18 protein-coding genes are annotated in these 17581 nt (G+C 67.6%); all 18 read left to right on the forward strand.

The window, feature by feature from the left end; genetic code table 11:
- Positions 1 to 14: 14 nt before the first annotated feature.
- Positions 15 to 893, forward strand: coding sequence for a branched-chain amino acid ABC transporter permease (locus MNI96_RS15570; protein ID WP_249694634.1), 879 nt, complete (start codon positions 15 to 17; stop codon positions 891 to 893).
- Positions 893 to 1930, forward strand: a complete 1038-nt coding sequence (locus tag MNI96_RS15575) for a branched-chain amino acid ABC transporter permease (protein ID WP_249694636.1) — start codon at positions 893 to 895, stop codon at positions 1928 to 1930. The genes MNI96_RS15570 and MNI96_RS15575 overlap by 1 nt, the downstream gene beginning before the upstream one ends.
- Before the next feature lie 4 nt (positions 1931 to 1934).
- A complete protein-coding gene (locus MNI96_RS15580; RefSeq protein WP_249694638.1) occupies positions 1935 to 2729 on the forward strand; it encodes a glutathione S-transferase family protein in 795 nt (264 codons plus the stop codon).
- Positions 2726 to 3670 (forward strand): dioxygenase family protein, encoded by a 945-nt coding sequence (locus MNI96_RS15585; protein WP_249694640.1) that lies wholly within the window; start codon positions 2726 to 2728, stop codon positions 3668 to 3670. Before MNI96_RS15580 ends, MNI96_RS15585 begins: the two co-directional genes overlap by 4 nt.
- On the forward strand, positions 3663 to 4421 hold the full coding sequence (locus MNI96_RS15590; RefSeq protein ID WP_249694642.1) for an SDR family NAD(P)-dependent oxidoreductase: 759 nt from the start codon (positions 3663 to 3665) through the stop codon (positions 4419 to 4421). The genes MNI96_RS15585 and MNI96_RS15590 overlap by 8 nt, the downstream gene beginning before the upstream one ends.
- Positions 4421 to 5299, forward strand: coding sequence for a beta-keto acid cleavage family enzyme (locus tag MNI96_RS15595; RefSeq protein ID WP_249694643.1), 879 nt, complete (start codon positions 4421 to 4423; stop codon positions 5297 to 5299). The genes MNI96_RS15590 and MNI96_RS15595 overlap by 1 nt, the downstream gene beginning before the upstream one ends.
- A gap of 29 nt (positions 5300 to 5328) precedes the next feature.
- Positions 5329 to 6339, forward strand: a complete 1011-nt coding sequence (locus tag MNI96_RS15600; protein WP_249694644.1) for a quinone oxidoreductase family protein — start codon at positions 5329 to 5331, stop codon at positions 6337 to 6339.
- Entirely contained in the window at positions 6336 to 6671 is a 336-nt protein-coding gene (locus tag MNI96_RS15605; RefSeq protein WP_249694645.1) for a cupin domain-containing protein, read from the forward strand. The genes MNI96_RS15600 and MNI96_RS15605 overlap by 4 nt, the downstream gene beginning before the upstream one ends.
- Positions 6672 to 7045: 374 nt before the next feature.
- A complete protein-coding gene (locus tag MNI96_RS15610) occupies positions 7046 to 10435 on the forward strand; it encodes a bifunctional diguanylate cyclase/phosphodiesterase (protein ID WP_249694646.1) in 3390 nt (1129 codons plus the stop codon).
- A gap of 152 nt (positions 10436 to 10587) precedes the next feature.
- Positions 10588 to 11025, forward strand: a complete 438-nt coding sequence (locus MNI96_RS15615; protein ID WP_249694647.1) for a DUF2948 family protein — start codon at positions 10588 to 10590, stop codon at positions 11023 to 11025.
- A gap of 52 nt (positions 11026 to 11077) precedes the next feature.
- Positions 11078 to 12373, forward strand: coding sequence for a histidinol dehydrogenase (gene hisD / locus MNI96_RS15620; RefSeq protein WP_249694648.1), 1296 nt, complete (start codon positions 11078 to 11080; stop codon positions 12371 to 12373).
- Positions 12374 to 12486: 113 nt separating this feature from the next.
- Positions 12487 to 12966 carry a UPF0262 family protein gene (locus tag MNI96_RS15625; protein WP_249694649.1) on the forward strand — a complete coding sequence of 160 codons (480 nt, stop codon included), beginning with the start codon at positions 12487 to 12489 and terminating at the stop codon, positions 12964 to 12966.
- A 43-nt stretch (positions 12967 to 13009) separates the two neighbouring features.
- The gene (locus MNI96_RS15630) at positions 13010 to 13471 is read left to right on the forward strand and encodes an arsenate-mycothiol transferase ArsC (protein ID WP_249694650.1); all 462 of its coding nucleotides are present in this window, start codon (positions 13010 to 13012) and stop codon (positions 13469 to 13471) included.
- A gap of 113 nt (positions 13472 to 13584) precedes the next feature.
- The gene (gene infA, locus MNI96_RS15635; RefSeq protein ID WP_013653834.1) at positions 13585 to 13803 is read left to right on the forward strand and encodes a translation initiation factor IF-1; all 219 of its coding nucleotides are present in this window, start codon (positions 13585 to 13587) and stop codon (positions 13801 to 13803) included.
- Positions 13804 to 13858: 55 nt separating this feature from the next.
- On the forward strand, positions 13859 to 14542 hold the full coding sequence (locus MNI96_RS15640) for a Maf-like protein (protein ID WP_097175497.1): 684 nt from the start codon (positions 13859 to 13861) through the stop codon (positions 14540 to 14542).
- Between the two features lie 156 nt (positions 14543 to 14698).
- Entirely contained in the window at positions 14699 to 16210 is a 1512-nt protein-coding gene (locus tag MNI96_RS15645) for an AMP-binding protein (protein WP_249694652.1), read from the forward strand.
- A gap of 119 nt (positions 16211 to 16329) precedes the next feature.
- Positions 16330 to 16557, forward strand: coding sequence for a DNA gyrase inhibitor YacG (gene yacG, locus MNI96_RS15650; protein ID WP_249694654.1), 228 nt, complete (start codon positions 16330 to 16332; stop codon positions 16555 to 16557).
- Between the two features lie 115 nt (positions 16558 to 16672).
- Entirely contained in the window at positions 16673 to 17506 is an 834-nt protein-coding gene (locus tag MNI96_RS15655) for a FecR family protein (protein WP_249694656.1), read from the forward strand.
- Positions 17507 to 17581: the final 75 nt, after the last annotated feature.

Below are 17581 nucleotides of genomic sequence, written 5' to 3' on the forward strand. Positions count from 1 at the left end.
GCGGGAGCATCACCATGGCAGACTTCATCCAGACCCTAATCCTGGGATTGGCGCTCGGTGGCGTCCTGGCGCTGATGGGCGCGGGCCTCAGCCTCGTCTTCGGCGTCATGCGCATCGTCAATCTTGCGCATCCTTCCTTCATCATCGCCGGCGCCTATCTCGCTTATTGGGGCTTCCGGCTGTGGGGCATCGACCCGCTCGTCATGCTGCCGGTCGCGGCGGTGATCCTGGCGGCGATCGGCGTCCTTCTCTACCGCTTCGTCTTCGAGCGCGAGGCCCGCTCGGCCAAGTATTCGGAGATGACGGTGCTGCTCACCTTCGCCCTGGCGATGGTTGTGGAAGGCGCGCTCGGCGGCATGTTCACCAACACCCAGCGCGTGACGTCGCCCTCCTATGCCACCGATGCGATCTTCATCGGCGACGTCTTCATCCCAACCGGCCAGCTTTATGCGGGGCTCGCCTCGCTGGCGATCATCGGCGGCCTGGCGCTGTTCCTGAAATACTCGCGCTTCGGCTACGCGATCCGCGCCACCACGCAGAACCGCGAGGCGGCCGAGCTGCTCGGCGTCAACGTCAACCTGGTCAGCATGGCGAGCTTCGCCATCGGCATCGGCCTTGCCGGCGCGGCCGGGGCGCTCGTCTCCTTCGTCTTCTCCTTCTTCCCGGCCAAGCACTGGGAGTGGATCGCGGTGCTGATGTCGCTGGTCGTTCTCGGCGGCATGGGCTCGATCCTCGGCACCGTCCTCGCAGCGTTCATGCTCAGCGTGGTGGCCGCCTTCGTCGGCGACTACATCGGCTCGACCTGGTCGACGCTGACCTTCTTCCTCGCGCTGTTCCTCATCCTCCTGCTGAGGCCCCAGGGCCTGTTCGGCGAGAAACCGGAGCTGGCCTGATGACCATGTCCCTCGACCAGACCTCGTCCGTCCTTGCCGCGCGCAAGGCCCACAACGAGAAGCTTGCCGCCCGTGCCGACAAGACCCGCGCGGTGTGGTTCCCCTGGACGGTGCTTGCGCTGTTCCTGGCCCTGCCGGCCCTGCAGTTCGTCGGCAACTACAACTACGTCCTGCACCTGGTGCTGTTCACCGCCTGCTATGTGACCATGGCCTCGGGCTGGAACATCCTCGGCGGCTTCACCGGCTATATCAGCCTCGGCCACAACGTCTTCTTCGCCATCGGCGGCTATTTCGCCGGCATGATCCTCGCGCGCTACGGCATCTCGACGATCCTGCTGGCACCGCTCGCCGGCGTAGTCTGCGCGGCCTTCGGCTACCTGATCGGCCGGGTGACGCTGAAGACGCGCGGTCCCAGCTTCATCATCTCCTCGCTCGCGCTGGTGATGATCGCCCGCATCCTGTTCGACCACTGGAGCTTCGTCGGCGGGGCCAACGGCGTCGCGCTGCCGGCGACCGAGCTGCCGCTGGCCTGGGCGAAGCTGCCCTACTACTACGCCTTCGTGGTGCTGGCCGCCTTCTCGGTCTGGGCCTCCTACAAGATCAAGCACTCCAAGTTCGGGCTCGGCCTGCGCGCCATCTCCAAGGACGAGATCAAGGCGGAAAGCGCCGGCATCGACACCCGCACCTACAAGGTCCTGGCCTTCGCCATCTCCGGCGCCTTCGTCGGAATGGCGGGTGCGATCTGGGGCGAATACCTCACCTACATCCGGCCCAACATCTTCCTGCTCATTCTCGTCAGCGTGAACATGGTCCTCATGTGCATCCTCGGCGGCAAGGGCACGGTCGCCGGTCCGGTGATCGGGGCGGTGCTGATCGTCATCTTCAACGAGCTGTTCGTGGCAACGCTCGGCGCCTCGGAAATCAACATCCTGGCGACCGGCGCGGTGATGGCGCTCGCCCTGATGTTCTTCCCTCTCGGCATCGTCGGAACGCTGGCGCGCAGCGGCCGTCTGCCGCGCGTGCTGAACTGGGACTGAGCCGATGGCCTTCACGCTCTACAACGCGCCCCAGTCGACCTGCTCCCAGCGCGTGCGCTACCTGCTGCACGCCAAGGGACAGGCCTTCGCGGAGCATAGGCTCGACCTGTTCCGCGGCGACCAGCTGAAGCCGGACTATCTGGCGATCAACCCCAACGGCGTGGTCCCGGCCCTCGTCCATGACGGGCGCACCGTCATCGACAGTGCCGTGATCATGGAATACCTGGAGGACATCCTGCCGGACGTGGCGCCCTCGCGCCCGGCAGATCCCTTCGAGGCGGCGCGCATGCGTGCGATGATCCGCTTCATCGACGAGATCCCGACGCCGGCGATCCGCGTGCCCTCCTACAATCTGGCCTTCCTGCCGCACTTCCGTTCGATGAGCGAGGCGGAGTTCCAGGCGCTCGCCGATAGCAAGCCGCTGCGCCGCGAGTTCCTGCTGAAGATGGGCCGGACCGGCTTCCCCAAGGAGGAGATGGACGAGGCGCTCGGCCGCCTGCGCCGCGCCGTGCTGCGCATGGCCGACTGGCTGGAAGAGGGCGGCGGCCCCTGGCTGATGGGCGAAAGCCTCACCCAGGCGGACATCGCCGTGATGCCGGTGATCGTGCGCATGGCCGACATCAATCTCGACACGGCCTGGGACGACCGGCCCGAGATCGGCCGCTGGCTGGAGCGTATCCGCGCCAGCGCGCCCTTCGCGGCGACCTACTACCACGGCTCGCTGCTCACCGAGAAATACCCCCACCTTGCCGCGCAGCGCGCCGGCATGTCCGGGGACGAGACCAGGAGGCCGGCATGAAGGATCCGGAACTGACGCGGCTGATCATCTCCCGGGAGGAGGAGGTCACGCCGAAGGTGCTCAACGCCATGGCTGAGACGGGCGACGCGCGCCTGCGCGAGATCGTCGAGAGCTTCGTGCGCCACGCCCACGCCTTTGTGCGCGAGGTGCGCCCGACGGAGGAGGAATTCGAGGCGGGCCTGCGCTGGATCACCAGGCTCGGCCAGTACACCAACGACAGCCACAACGAGACGGTACTCGCCGCCGACATTCTCGGCATCTCGACCCTGATCGACCTGATCAACAACGACGGGATGCAGGGCGAGACCATGTCGGCGCTGCTCGGCCCGTTCTATCGCGGCAACAGTCCCGAATGCTGTCACGGCGAGTCCATCGCCCGCTCGCCCACGCCCGGGCACGAACTGTTCATCTCCGGCCGCGTCGTCGGTCTCGACGGCGAGCCGATCGCCGGTGCAAGGCTCGACATCTGGCAGGCCTCGCCCGACGGGCTCTACGAGAACCAGGACCCGGAGCAGGCCGACTACAACCTGCGCGGCGTCCAGACCACCGGCGAGGACGGCACCTATCTGTTCCACTCGGTGCGGCCGGCCGGCTACCCGGTGCCGACCTTCGGCCCGGCCGGCGACCTGCTCAAGGCGCAGAACCGCAATCCCATGCGCCCCGCGCATGTGCATTTCATCGTCTCCGCGCCCGGCCGCAAGACGCTGGTCACCCAGATCTTCACCGACACGGAGGAGGCGATGGCCGACGACGTGGTCTTCGGCGCCAAGCGCCAGATCAGCGGCAACCTGCAGCGCTACGACGAGCCTCATCCCGACCACCCGGGCGCATCGCTCCCCTTCTACACCTGCAGCTACGATTTCGTTCTGAAGCCGGGCACGCCCACGTTCCCGGTGCCGCCGATCTCCGGCAAGGCGCGCAAGGAGGCCGAACATGCGTGAGCCTGTGAGCCATGAACTGGACGGCAAGGTCGCCGTCGTCGTCGGCGGCTCGGGCGGCATCGGCGCCGCCACCTGCCGGCTGCTGGCCGGGCAGGGCGCGCGGGTCGTCGTCGGCTACCGCTCCAACGCGCAGGCCGCAACAGCCCTTGCCGGGGATTTGCCAGGCTCCGGACATCTGGCGCTGCCGGTCGGCGTCACGGACACCGCCTCCATCGAGGCGTTCCGCGATGCGGTCCTGTCCGCCATCGGCCGGGTCGACATCCTGGTCAATTCCGCCGGCACGACGACGCCTGTGCCGCATCGCAATCTCGACGCCCTGACCGACGAGATCATCGACGAGGTCTTCGCGTCCAACTGGCGCGGCGTCTTCGCGACGATCCGCGCCTTCGCGCCGGCGCTGAAGGCGAGCGGGGCAGGGGTGATCGTCAACGTCTCCTCCATCGCCGCCTTCAAGGGGTTCGGCTCGTCCGTCGCCTATTGCGGGGCGAAGGCCGCGCTCGATTCCATGACGCATACGCTGGCGCTGGCGCTGGCGCCGGAAATCCGGGTGCTGTCGGTGTCTCCGGGCATGGTCGCGACCGGCTTCGTGCCCGGCCGCACCAGCGAGGAGATCGAGCGCGCGGGGGCGGCAACGCCGCTCGGCCAGGTCGCCCAGCCGGAGCATGTGGCCGAGACCATCTATGCCGTGATCCGCTACATGCCGCTGTCCACCGGCATCCGCATCCCGGTCGACGCGGGGAGGGCGCTGTAATGCAGCCGAAGGTCATCATCACCTGCGCGGTCACCGGCAATCTCACCACCCGCGAGCATCACCCCGGCCTGCCGGCGACCCCGCGGGAGATCGCCGATGCCTGCCTGGAGGCGGCGGATGCGGGCGCGGCCATCGCCCATATTCACGTGCGCGATCCGCAGACCGCAAAGCCCTCGATGGAGCTGCAGCTCTACCGCGAGGTGGTCGAGCTGATCCGTGCCCGCAACACCGACCTGATCCTCAATCTCACCACGGGACCGGGCGGGCGTTATGTCCCGTCGGACGAAGACCCGGCGGTGGCCGGTCCCGGCACCACCTTGCTGCCGCCGGAAAAGCGGGTGGAGCACGTCGTCGCCCTGCGCCCCGAGATCTGCACGCTCGACTTCAACACCATGAATTCCGGCGGCCAGGTGGTGATCAACACGCCGCGCAATGTCGGGATCATGGCGGAGATCATCTCCGATTGCGGGGTGAAGCCGGAGCTCGAGCTGTTCGACACCGGCGACATCTCCATGGCGAGCGACTTCCTGCGCGAGGGGCGCCTGCGCGCGCCGGCGATGTGCTCCATCGTCACCGGCATCAAGTACGGGCTCCCGTCGACGCCGGACGCCATGGCGACGGCGGTGCGCATGCTGCCCCCCGGCAGCCAGTGGACGGGCTTCGGCATCGGCCGCATGGCCTTTCCCATGCTCGTCCAGTCCTGGCTGCTCGGTGGGCATGTGCGCATCGGCATGGAAGACACCAGCTACATCGCCCGTGGCCGGCTGACCGCCGGCAATGGCGAGCTCACCGAGCGCGCCCGCGACCTCATCGAAAAACTCGGCGGCGAGATCGCCAGCTGCGGCGAGGCCCGCCAGATCCTCGGCCTTGCGGCCTGATCCTCCTTCATTCTCAGGGAACCAGTCACATGAACATCCAGACCACCCCCAAGACCGGCCCGGCGCTGCGGGTCTCCGAAAAATCGCCCGATCTCGACAACCTGCGCATCGAGCTGGTCGAGCCTTCCGTGCCGGCTCCCGGCCCCGGCCAGGTGCTGGTCGAGATCCACGCGGCCGGCGTCAACCCGTCCGACGTCAAGGCCTCGCTCGGCCACATGCCGCATGCGGTGTGGCCGCGCACCCCCGGGCGCGATTTCGCCGGCGTCGTCGTCGAGGGGCCGCAGGCGCTGGTCGGCACCGAGGTCTGGGGCGGCGGCGGCGAACTCGGTATCACCCAGAACGGCAGCCATGCCCGCTACATGGTGTTGCCGCAGGCGGCGGTGCGGGCAAAGCCTGCGGGCATGAGCTTCGAGGAAGCCGGCGCCATCGGCGTTCCCTTCATCACCGCCTTCGAGGGCTTGCGCGAGGCCGGCGGCGTCCAGCCCTGGGACAACGTCCTGGTGTGCGGGGCCAACGGCAAGGTCGGCCAGGCGGCGATCCAGCTGGCGACGCTGGCCGGCGCCCGGGTCTTTGCCGCCGAATACAAGCCGACGCCCTATCTCGGCCATGCCAATGCCGAGATCGAAATGCTCGACAGCTCTTCGCAGGACATTGCGGCTATCGTGCGCGAGAAGACCGGCGGCCATGGTGCCGACATCGTCTTCAACACCGTCGGCAGCCCGTATTTCGAGATCGGCAATTCCGCGCTGGCCAAGCAGGGGCGGCAGATCTTCATCTCCACCTTCGACCGGGCGGTGCCCTTCGACATCTTCAATTTCTTCCGTGGTCGCCACAAGTTCATCGGCATCGACACGCTGGCGCTCGACAGCGTCTATGGCGCGCGCATCTTCGACAAGCTGAAGCCGAAGTTCGAGCAGGGCCTGCTGAAGCCTTTCCCGATCAACCAGCGCGCCGTCTACGGCCTCCGGGACGCCGCCACCGCCTATGCCTCCGTGCTGCGCTCCACGCCGGATCGCGTGATCCTGAGGCCGCAGGGATGAAGGTCACCCGCATCGACGAGGCGCCCGCCTATGAGGCGCCGGAGCACTACGGCATGGCGATGGCCCGCCTGCAGGGCCATGAGGCGAGCGAGACGGCCGCCATGTGGGCCGGCCTCTCCCATCTCCTGCCCGGCGGCCATACGTCGCTGAAGGCCTCGCCGCACGAGAAGATCTATGTCGTGATCGCCGGCGAGGTCACCATCGGCAACGGTGAGGAAGAGGCGGTGCTCGGTCCGCTCGATTCCTGCGTCATCGCCCGCGGCGAGGCGCGCAAGCTGGTGAATCGCGGCAAGCTCCCCGCAACCGTCCTGCTGGTAATGGAGAAGGGCTGACGCGTTGCTTGCTGCCGGCGGGGCTGGGCAGCCCGCCGGCAGCGGGCGCCTGTCCTGCCGATGCAATAAGTCCGGCGCCGCGCGTTCTGGGCCGAGAGTCCGACTCGTCGGCAAAGCCGCAGCCCATGCAATCTATTGATTTTTCTTCTTGTCTCCCGTCCTTGTTGCTACCCTAAGGGCTTGTTATTTATTGCAGGTGCGTGTGCGGGTTGCTTGCGGGATTGCATGTTTTTCACGATAATTTTCAAAAAATTCTAGCAATTTTTCTTGGAGAGAACGGGCTGGTATCGCTTGTTGAGGGCTCATTCATAGTTTGTTGATAAGTTATCGGTCTTCATTTTGAAAAATTTACTTGTCGCAGGCATAGTGGGCGCATGAGCTCGATGATCCTCGACGTGCTGCCCGACAACGAAGAGACCCGTCTCCAGGCGTTGCGCCGCCTGGGCATCCTGGATTCCGGGCGCTCGAAGGAGTTCGACGCGCTGGTCGAGACCACTGCCGCGGTCTTCGGCTGCCCCATCGCGCTCTTGACCTTCGTCGACGAGCACGAGCAGTGGTTCAAGGCCCGATGCGGCCTGGAAATGGACGGGACGGCACGAAGCGCCGCCATCTGCCGCCACACCATTCTGGGGTCCGGCCTGCTGGTCGTGCCCGATCTTGCGAGCGATCCGCGCTTCCGCCACGATCCGCTGGTGACCGGCGCGCCGCACGCCCGCTTCTATGCCGGCTATCCCTTGTCGCTCGACGGCGTGCATCGCCTCGGCTCGCTTTGCGTCATCGATACCGTGCCGCGCACTCCCTCTCCCGAGCAACTGCAGCAGCTCAGCCACCTGGGTGTCGCCGCCGAAGGGCTGATTCGCGCCTATGCGGCTCGGGTGGAGGCGGCAGCCCTGCGCGAGGAGGCGCAGCGTCAGCAGGCCCTGGTCCAGACCCAGGCGCAGCTGATCGCCCAGACCACCAGCATTTCCGGCGTCGGCGGCTGGGAGCTCGACCTGGAACTGGACCGGCTCTTGTGGACCGATCAGGTCCGCCGCCTGCTCGAGGTCGACGACGACTACGAGCCGGACATGAAGAAGGCTCTCGGCTTCTTCACGCCCGAGGCGAGGTGCGAATTGCGCCGGGCGCTCGAGAATGCCCGCCTGCACGGCTTTCCGTTCAGCCTCGAGCTTCCCGCACGCACCGCCAGCGGACGCGAGCGTTGGGTGCGGCTCGCCGGCAAGCCGCTGACGCGCGACGACAGGGTCGTGCGCATCGTCGGCGCCATTCGCGACGTGACCGACCGCAAGATGGCCGAGATCCGGCTGCAGCAGTCGGAGGCGCTCTACCGCACAACCCTGCTGTCCTTGTCCGAAGGCGTGATCGTCGTCGACGCCGAAGGGCGGATCCTGTCCCACAATCCGGCGGCTCTCGTCATGCTCGGGCTTCGGGGGCGCGAGATCGTCGGGCTCTCCCTCTCCGCCCTCGATCTCGATTTCATCGGCAAGGGGCAAGACGGCGTCCGGCTCGGCAACCTGCTTGCCAGGGGCGCGGAAGATCCTGCCTGCCTGTCCAGCACCGTCGCCGGCCTCACGCTCGGGGAAGGAGCGCCGCGCTGGCTGAACCTCAATGCCGTGGCTTTCGGCAGCTCCGTCGAAGGGACGGGAGGCGGTGTGGTGATTTCACTCACCGATGTGACGCGGACCGTGCGCCAGGCCATGATGATCGAGGGCGTGTTCCAGAACTACCCCGGCGCGGTCGTCTATTTCGACCAGGACCTCGTCGTCGCAGGCTGGAACAGGACATTCGAGACGCTTCTCGACGTATCGCCCGAATATCTCGCCGGGCGGCCGTCTCTGGCCGATTACGTCCTGATGAATGCTGAGCGCGGCGAGTATGGCGAGGGCGATCCGCAGGAACTGGCCAACGATCGCCTCAAGACGATCCTCGGAGGCCGCGAGCACGGCTACGAGCGCAGCCGTCCCAATGGCGATATGCTGGAAATCCGCGGCACTTTCCTGCCTGGCGGCGGCCTGTTGTCGACCTTCACCGACATTTCCGGCCGCAAGCGGATCGAACGGCAGCTGATCGAGAAGGAGCGGCTGGCGCGCGAGAAGTCGGACGAACTCGGCGCCGTTCTGGCCAACATGAACCAGGGCGTCAGCGTCTTCGACAGCAACGCGCGCCTCACGCTGTGGAACGAGCAATATGCCGTCCTGTTCGGGCTCGACGACGGCGGCCGCAGCCATGGCGGTAGGACATTGCACGAACTGATCGCCGAGACCAATGCCAGTGCAACGTCGCCTGAGGTCGTGGAGGCCCGGGTGAAAGAGATCAGGCAGCAGCTTTCGGCTGGCGAAACGGTCCGCTCCATGTTCAGCCTGCGCTCCGGACGGATCATCTCCACCGTCCATGCCCCGCTGCCCGACGGCGGCTGGGTCGGCACACACGAGGACGTCACCGAGCGGGAGAAGGCGGCGGACAAGGTGCTGCATGCCGCCCGCCACGACACGCTCACCGGCCTTGCCAATCGCACCTATCTCAACGAGCGGCTTCAGAAGCTCGTCGCGGACGGGGCAGCGGATCCGTCCTGCCTCGGCATTCTGATGCTGATCGACCTCGACCGGTTCAAGCCGGTCAACGACGCGCTGGGCCACAATGCCGGCGATCTGCTGCTGTGCGAGGTGGCGAACCGGCTGCGGCGTTGCGCGCGCGACAAGGACTTCGTCGCCCGGATCGGCGGCGACGAATTTGCGGTCCTGCTGTCTTGCGAGTCGGGCTGCGACCGTCCGTCCGACCTAGCGGAAGCCGTGGCGCAGCGGATCCTGACCGCGATCTCCGCACGGTTTTCCATCGACGGCAGCAGCGTCCAGATCGGCGCCAGCATCGGCATCGCGCCGGTCATGCGGGGCTCCGACCTGTCGGAGCTGATGCGTCAGGCCGATGCCGCGCTCTACGACGTGAAGAACCAGGGGCGAAACGGCTTTCGCGCCTACAAGCCTGTTGGAAGGATGTCGGAAGCTGCCCTCGACCAGGACAATGTCACCGTCGTCTGGCCGGCCTTCGCCTCGGCGGGCGTCGAGGTGCGCACCAATGCGATGCACGCCGGCGGCATCGTCCAGTACCAGCCCATCGTCTGCCTGCGCAGCCGCGAGCTTCGCGGCTATCAGGTCCTGCAGCCGGGTGCGGGCCAGGGCGGCGCGTCCGGTGACGGTCCGCAGGAGACGACAGTGCTGGAAAGCGTGACCTCCGCGCTGCTGCGCGAGGTCCTGGCGGCCGCCGTGCGCACGCCGGCAGACCAGAAGATCGCGCTGTCCCTGAGCGTGCGTCAGTTCAGCCTGGAAACGCTCGCCTCCATCGTCGAGAACGAGATCGACATTGCCGGCATCGCGCCCGAGCGCATCCACCTGCAGGTGGCCGACAGCTACTTCCTCGTCAATTCCGGCGCGGCCCTGCGCCAGTTCGAGGCACTGCGTTCCATCGGGGTGCGGCTGGTTCTCGACCGTTTCGGCTCGGACTCGTCCTCGCTTCAGCTGCTCGGCCGGTTCAGCTTCGATTCCCTGCGCATCGACCGCAGCGCCCTCCAGGACATGCTGGCCGGGGCGCGCGGCGAGACGGTGATCCGTGCGCTGGTGGCCGTGGCCAGAACGTTCGACGTCGATGTCGCCGTCGACGGCATCGACAGCGAGGAGGCGGCGCAACTGCTGCAAGCCTCCGGCTGCGTGCAGGGGCAGGGCGGACTTTTCGGCCTGCCAGGTCCCATCGAGACCTTCCTTTCCGTCGCCTGACCTTCCGATGCCCGACGTCCCATGCGGGTCCCGCGCCAACTCGGCGGTTGCTTTGGCGCGTGAATTCATTAGGTAAGGGCCGAGGGCCGGTCGCCTTTCGGCGCGCCGGCCGCGGGCACAAGTCCCGGCACAACCCATGAGGCGGCTGATCCATGCAGCAACTGAAGCTGGCGGCACTGGACGAAGAAGACCTGTCGGTGATTTCCGCGCAGGTCCAGGACGCCGTCCTGAAGGTCGGCGATATCCGCTACTATCCTGCCGACCGCCATCTGGTGCTCGTCATGAACCGCTTCGCCTGGGACGTCACCGCCACCGGCAACCGGGCGTCCAACGAGCGGCGGCGCGCCGCCCTGTCCTTCGCCCGAGCCGGGCGCCCACGCACGCGCAACATCCGCCAGGATGCCAAGGACGCGGTCCTGTCCCTGCTTGCGGTGAATTTCGTGGTCTCCGAGGAGCCGGCAGGACGCATCGACCTCGTCTTCGCGGGCGGCGGCACCCTGTCCTTCGACGTCGAGTGCATCGAGGCCCAGCTTGCCGATCTCGGCGCGGCCTGGGCGACCGAGCATCGCCCCAGCCACGAGACCGACTGACCTTTCTCCAGACCTTCCGGGCCCGGCCCGGTCAATTGTGGAGCTTCCTCCCGTGGCGATCCGCCTGTCTACCCGTGCAACCGGCTTCAAGGCCGACTTCGACGCCCTCCTGTCCAGCAAGCGTGAGGCCTCCGCCGATGTCGACACGGCGGTGCGAGACATCATCGAGGACGTGAAGCAGCGCGGCGATGCGGCGCTCCTCGACTACACCCGCCGCTTCGACCGGCTGGAGGCGGCAAACCTTGCGGACCTGACCGTCACGGCTGGGGAGATCGAGGACGCGGTGAAGAAGGTCGACCCGCGCACGCTCGACGCGCTGAAGCTGGCGCGCGACCGGATCGCCTCCCATCACGCCCGCCAGATGCCGGCGGACGACCGCTATACCGATCCGCTCGGCGTCGAGCTCGGCTCGCGCTGGACGGCCATCGAGGCGGTGGGCCTCTATGTGCCCGGCGGCACGGCCAGCTATCCCTCGTCCGTTCTCATGAACGCGGTTCCCGCGGGCGTTGCCGGCGTGTCGCGCATGGTCATGTGCGTGCCCAGCCCCGGCGGCGCGCTCAATCCCCTGGTGCTGGCCGCCGCCCATCTTGCCGGCGTCACCGAGATCTACCGCATCGGCGGGGCGCAGGCCGTTGCCGCGCTCGCCTTCGGCACGCAGACCATCCGTCCGGTCTCCAAGATCGTCGGCCCCGGCAACGCCTATGTCGCGGCCGCCAAGCGGCGGGTCTTCGGCACGGTCGGCATCGACATGATCGCCGGTCCTTCCGAGATCCTGGTCGTCGCGGACGGCGCCAACGATCCCGACTGGATCGCCGCCGACCTCCTGTCCCAGGCCGAGCACGACACCAGCGCCCAGTCGATCCTGATCACCGACGATGCCGGCTTTGCCGAGGCGGTCGAGAAGGCGGTCGAGCGCCAGTTGAAGACCCTGCCGCGCGCCGATGTGGCGGGCGCAAGCTGGGCCGATTTCGGCGCCGTCATCACCGTTGCGTCGATGGACGAGGCGCCGGCGCTGGTCGATGCCATCGCGCCCGAGCATCTGGAACTGGCGGTGGAAGACCCCGAGGCCCTGTTCGCGCGCATCCGCAATGTCGGCGCCGTCTTCCTCGGCCGCCACACGCCCGAAGCCATCGGCGACTATGTCGGCGGGTCCAACCACGTGCTGCCGACGGCCCGCTCGGCGCGCTTCTCCTCCGGCCTGTCGGTGCTGGACTTCGTCAAGCGCACCTCGATCCTGCGCTGCAACGCGGAGAACCTGCGTGCCCTCGGCCCGGCTGCGATCGCCCTTGCCGAGGCGGAAGGCCTTGCCGCCCACGGCCGCTCGGTCGCCATCCGCCTCAATCTCTAGGGGCCTCGCCCCAGGGGCTTGGCGGATGGCCCTTCGACGCGATAGGTGTTGGGCAGCCGCTGACGGGCGCGCCGGAACCACGGTGCGGGCAATGGAGGGCGCAAGCGCAGGTCATGGGACAGAACAACAGCGCCCGGCTGGTTGCGGTGGAGCTCGACGAGGATTCCATCCAGCGTTCCACGCCCGACGTGGAGCACGAGCGCGCGGTCGCGATCTACGACCTCATCGAGGAAAACGAGTTCGAGCCGCTCGGCGATGACGGCGGTCCCTACCGGCTGAGACTGTCGCTCGTCGAAAAGCGTCTGGTCTTCCTGGTCGAGCGCGAGGAGGGCGATCCCGTAGTCACGCACATCCTGTCGCTGACCCCGCTGCGCAAGGTGGTGAAGGACTACTTCCTGATCTGCGAGAGCTATTTCGAGGCGATCAAGACGGCGACGCCCAGCCAGATCGAGGCCATCGACATGGGCCGGCGCGGCGTCCACAACGAGGGCTCGCGCATCCTGATGGAGCGTCTGGAGGGCAAGATCCGGGTCGACATGCAGACCGCCCGCCGGCTCTTCACCCTCGTCTGCGCCCTGCACTGGAAGGGTTAGCAGCGTGTCTGGGCCGGGCGACGTACCCGGTAAGAGCCCCGACATGGTACTTGGCACCGCGCCATCCGCGGCGCCGGGGGCGGTGTTGTTCGTCTGCGGAATGAACGCGGTGCGCTCGCCGATGGCGGCGGCGATCCTCGCCAAGCTGTTTCCCGGCCGCGTCTACGTGAAGTCCTGCGGCGTGCGGGCCGGCGAGCCCGATCCCTTCGTCGAGGCGGTGATGAGCGAGATCGGCTGCGACCTTGCCGCGCATCGGCCGAAAACCTTCGAGGATCTCGACGAGTCGGGCTTCGACCTGGTGGTGACGCTGGCGCCGGAGGCCCATCACAAGGCGCTGGAGATGACGCGCACGGACGCGGTCGAGGTCGAATACTGGCCGACGCCCGACCCCACGCTCGCCACCGGCTCGCGAGACCAGATCCTCGACAGCTATCGCGCCGTCCGCGACCTGCTGATGACCCGCATCAAGAAGCGTTTCGGCTGGGCCGCGACCCCGGGCGGATAGCCTGCCTTCTGCGGCTCTGCACAGCCGCGGATTTTCGCGAATCCTTCTGTTCCCTTTCGCGGCCCGATCCGTTAGGTTCCCCGCCACATCTGGCTCGACAATCAGGAATCCATATGGCCAAGGAAGAAGTGCTTGAATTTCCGGGGGTGGTCACCGAACTGCTTCCCAACGCGACGTTCCGCGTGAAGCTCGAAAACGACCACGAAATCATTGCCCACACGGCCGGGCGCATGCGCAAGAACCGTATTCGCGTTCTCGCCGGCGACCGCGTGCTTGTCGAAATGACGCCCTACGACCTGACCAAGGGGCGCATCACCTACCGTTTCAAGTGACGCCGCAGGGCCGCCCGGCCCGGTCCGTCACCCGCGACAGAGAGACAGCGGTCCGATGATCGCCGCAGCTTCCGACGAGAGCAATACCGACGGGACCCGTGCCAAGGGCGCGCGCCCCGCGTTGGTGCTTGCCTCCGGCTCGCCGCGCCGGCTGGCGCTGCTCCAGCAGATCGGCATCGATCCCGACACGCTCCTGCCCGCCGACATCGACGAGACGCCGCGCCGGGGCGAGACTCCGCGTGCGCTGGCGCAGCGCCTGGCGCGCACCAAGGCCGAGGTGGCGCGGCGTGCCGCCGACCGCAACGCGGCCAATGTCGACGGGCTGGTGCTTGCCGCGGATACCGTCGTCGCGGTCGGTCGCCGGATCCTGCCCAAGGCGGAAACCCACGAGCAGGCCCGTGCCTGCCTGGAGCTGCTGTCGGGTCGCGGCCATCGGGTCTATACCGCGCTGTGCATCAGCGCGCCGAAGGACGTGGTGCGTCAGCGTCTCGTCGAGACGCGCGTGCGCTTCAAGCGGCTGTCGCGCGCCGAGATCAATGCCTATCTGGACAGCGGCGAGTGGCGCGGCAAGGCCGGCGGCTACGCCATTCAGGGACTTGCGGGCGCCTTCGTCGCCAAGCTGGTCGGCTCCTATTCCAACGTGGTCGGCCTGCCTCTGCACGAGACGGCCAATATGCTGGCAGGCCTCAAGTATCCGGTCCTTGCCGGCTGGGCCGACCCGGCCGCCATCCGGCCCTGATCTGAGGTCCCGTCCCCCGGCGCGCCCTTCGCTGCGGCGGGGCAATTCCCGCTTGGCCTTGCCGGCGGTTCCTTGTCATAACGGGGCGGGTCATGCGGCAATGGGCACGCCCGTGCCTCCTTGCCGTCGGATGATCATGCAAAGCGGGGAATCTCGATGAATCTCGCAGCCTGGCTGGCGCGGGCCGGAAGGTCGCGCGCGGACGCGGTCGCGCTGGCGCGCGGTGCCTCGCCGGTCGCCAGCTACCGCGACTTTGCCGGCCGCTCGGCCCGGCTGGCCGGCAGCCTCCTTTCCCACTACGGCCTTGCCCGCGGCGACCGGGTCGCCATCGTCGCCAAGAACGGCCCGCATTACCTGGAGGCGCTCTACGCGATCTGGTGGGCGGGCCTGGTCGCCGTGCCGGTCAACGTCAAGCTGCACAGCGCCGAGATCGGCTGGATCCTGGAGAATTGCGGCGCGCGCCTTGCCCTCGTCAGCTCCGGCATGGAGGCCGATGTCGCCGCCTATGCGCCCGAGGGCCTGCGCGATGTGGTGACGCTGGGCGGGCCGCAGTTCTGGTCGCTGGTCGCCGGCGATCCGGCGCCGCTGGCCGAAGCTGCGCCCGACGATCTCGCCTGGCTGTTCTACACCTCCGGCACCACGGGGCGGCCGAAGGGAGCGATGCTCAGCCATCGCAACCTTGTGGCCATGAGCCTTGCCTATCTCACCGATGTCGACCCGGTGGCGGAGGGCGACACGCTGTTGCATGCCGCGCCGATGAGCCACGGCTCGGGCCTTTATGCCATGGCCCATGTCATGCGCTTCGGCATCAATGCGGTCGCCGAGTCCGGTGGCTTCGAGGCCGACGAGGTGCTGGAGATCGTTTCGCGCAGCCGCGGCGTGTCGATGTTCGCCGCCCCCACCATGATCCGGCGGTTGACCGAGTGTCCGATGGAGGCGATGACGGAGAACATCCGCACCATCGTCTGGGGCGGTGCGCCGATGCACGTGGCCGACACCCGCCGCGCCATCGACCGGTTCGGACCGCGCTTTGCCCAGATCTACGGCCAGGGCGAAACGCCGATGACCGGCACGGTTCTCTCGAAGGCCGACATCGCCGACCGCGACCACCCACGCTGGGAGGCGCGCCTTGCCAGCGCCGGCCTCGTCAGTTCCCTCGTCGAGGTACGGATCGACGGGGCGGCGGCCGATCATGGCGAGACCGGCGAGATCCTCGTGCGCGGCGACACGGTGATGCTCGGCTACTGGAACGATCCGCAGGCAAGCGCCGAGGCGCTGCGCGGCGGGTGGCTCCATACCGGCGATGTCGGCATCTTCGATGCGGACGGCTACCTGACGCTGCTCGACCGTTCCAAGGACGTCATCATCTCCGGTGGCACCAACATCTATCCGCGCGAGGTGGAGGAGGTGCTGCTCACCCATCCGGGCGTGCGGGAAGTCTCCGTCATCGGCCGGCCGGACGAGGAATGGGGTGAGAGCGTCGTCGCCTGTTATGCCGGGGATGCCGAACCGGGCGAGCTCGATGCGCTGTGTCTGGAACACATCGCCCGCTTCAAGCGTCCCAGGGACTACCTGCAGCTTCCCGAACTGCCGAAGAACGACTACGGCAAGATCCTCAAGACGGAGCTGCGGGCGATGGACCGGCGGCGGATCCGCCGCGGCGGCTGAGCGGCGTTCCGCCGGGCCGCACACACCTTTCCCGCCGATGTTGCGGTCGACGTCGGCGGAGTGCTCCAGTATAGCTGGAACAGCATCAACCGGCCCTGCTTCGGGCCGAGGGAGACAGAATGACGAACGCACAGGACGAAGGCACAAGGCAGAGGCGGGCGCGGCCCTGTCCCGGCTGCGGCAAGCTGTCGGTGGAGCGTTACCATCCCTTCTGCTCCGCCCGCTGCGCCGACGTGGACCTCAACCGCTGGCTGTCGGGCAGCTACAGCGTGCCGGTGGTCGAGCTGGAGCCGGAAGACCTTGCAGCGCTCGAGGCGGCGCAGGAAAATCTCGAAAACCGCGAGTGACGCGGGGGATTTCGCCGGTTTGTGACGTCTGTCACCCCGGCGCGCGGCAAAGACGATAGGGTAGCAACGAGACGAGCGGCAGATCCGCTTGCGATCCGCCGACAGGAGACTGGACATGGCTATGACCTTCCGCCCCCTTGCGCTCGCCGTTGCGACCCTGCTCACCGTGGCCGGCCAGCCGGCTTTCGCCAGCGAGCCCGTCGGCGTCGCCAGTGCCGTCAACCAGAGCGCCCAGAGCCAGCGCGGCGGGGCGGGTATGCGCACCATCCGTATCGGCTCCGACTTCGTAAACCGGGAGAAGATCGAGACCGGCGCCTCGGGCCTGGTACAGGTCCTGCTTGCCGACGGGTCCAACTTTGTGGTCGGACCCAATTCCAGCCTGGTCATCGACGAGTTCGTCTATTCGCCGTCCGCCGGCACGGGGCGCATCGTCGCCACCTTCGGCAGGGGCGTTGCCCGCTATGTCGGCGGCCGCATCTCCAAGCAGCGCGGCGGCGTCACCATCAACACCCGCCAGGGCACCATCGGCGTGCGCGGCGGCATGGCCAACCTCGTCGACCGCGACGGCGAGACGGTGTTCTCCTTCCTCTATGGCAAGGACCTGACCTTTACCGGCAGCAACGGCAAGACGACCCGGGTCTACCGGCCGGGCTTCTCGATCTTCGCCAATGGCGGGCAGGGTGCCTCCCAGCGCACGCCCGCCGCGGTCGTTGCCGCCGTGAACCGCATCCTGAAGGGCAACCGTCCGTCCGGCAGCCGTCCGACCGCCAGCCAGATCGCCCGCTTCTCCACGTTCAACTCCGCGCTGCCGCCCAAGTTCGAGGCGCAGTATCCGGCGCCGGTGCTGAACAGCGGGCCGACGGGGCCGGACCCGCGCGATGTCAATCACGCCAACTCCGTCTACATCAGGTCGAACGCCAACACCTATTGCGGCAACTACTGCAACTGAAATCCTGCGATCTTGCGTGGATGAGCGGCAGGCCGCCGTTGCCGTGCTGCGGGAACGGTTGATCTGCCCCCGGCA

This window comes from Stappia sp. WLB 29, assembly GCF_023507705.1.
Classification (GTDB): domain Bacteria; phylum Pseudomonadota; class Alphaproteobacteria; order Rhizobiales; family Stappiaceae; genus Stappia.

What these genes read in the sequence shown, in the direction of transcription:
- MNI96_RS15570 (WP_249694634.1), top strand. Translation starts at nt 15, where the DNA reads ATGGCAGACTTCATCCAGACCCTAATCCTGGGATTGGCGCTCGGTGGC.
- MNI96_RS15575 (WP_249694636.1), top strand. Translation starts at nt 893, where the DNA reads ATGACCATGTCCCTCGACCAGACCTCGTCCGTCCTTGCCGCGCGCAAG.
- MNI96_RS15580 (WP_249694638.1), top strand. Translation starts at nt 1,935, where the DNA reads ATGGCCTTCACGCTCTACAACGCGCCCCAGTCGACCTGCTCCCAGCGC.
- MNI96_RS15585 (WP_249694640.1), top strand. Translation starts at nt 2,726, where the DNA reads ATGAAGGATCCGGAACTGACGCGGCTGATCATCTCCCGGGAGGAGGAG.
- MNI96_RS15590 (WP_249694642.1), top strand. Translation starts at nt 3,663, where the DNA reads ATGCGTGAGCCTGTGAGCCATGAACTGGACGGCAAGGTCGCCGTCGTC.
- MNI96_RS15595 (WP_249694643.1), top strand. Translation starts at nt 4,421, where the DNA reads ATGCAGCCGAAGGTCATCATCACCTGCGCGGTCACCGGCAATCTCACC.
- MNI96_RS15600 (WP_249694644.1), top strand. Translation starts at nt 5,329, where the DNA reads ATGAACATCCAGACCACCCCCAAGACCGGCCCGGCGCTGCGGGTCTCC.
- MNI96_RS15605 (WP_249694645.1), top strand. Translation starts at nt 6,336, where the DNA reads ATGAAGGTCACCCGCATCGACGAGGCGCCCGCCTATGAGGCGCCGGAG.
- MNI96_RS15610 (WP_249694646.1), top strand. Translation starts at nt 7,046, where the DNA reads ATGAGCTCGATGATCCTCGACGTGCTGCCCGACAACGAAGAGACCCGT.
- MNI96_RS15615 (WP_249694647.1), top strand. Translation starts at nt 10,588, where the DNA reads ATGCAGCAACTGAAGCTGGCGGCACTGGACGAAGAAGACCTGTCGGTG.
- MNI96_RS15625 (WP_249694649.1), top strand. Translation starts at nt 12,487, where the DNA reads ATGGGACAGAACAACAGCGCCCGGCTGGTTGCGGTGGAGCTCGACGAG.
- MNI96_RS15630 (WP_249694650.1), top strand. Translation starts at nt 13,010, where the DNA reads ATGGTACTTGGCACCGCGCCATCCGCGGCGCCGGGGGCGGTGTTGTTC.
- infA (WP_013653834.1), top strand. Translation starts at nt 13,585, where the DNA reads ATGGCCAAGGAAGAAGTGCTTGAATTTCCGGGGGTGGTCACCGAACTG.
- MNI96_RS15640 (WP_097175497.1), top strand. Translation starts at nt 13,859, where the DNA reads ATGATCGCCGCAGCTTCCGACGAGAGCAATACCGACGGGACCCGTGCC.
- MNI96_RS15645 (WP_249694652.1), top strand. Translation starts at nt 14,699, where the DNA reads ATGAATCTCGCAGCCTGGCTGGCGCGGGCCGGAAGGTCGCGCGCGGAC.
- yacG (WP_249694654.1), top strand. Translation starts at nt 16,330, where the DNA reads ATGACGAACGCACAGGACGAAGGCACAAGGCAGAGGCGGGCGCGGCCC.
- MNI96_RS15655 (WP_249694656.1), top strand. Translation starts at nt 16,673, where the DNA reads ATGGCTATGACCTTCCGCCCCCTTGCGCTCGCCGTTGCGACCCTGCTC.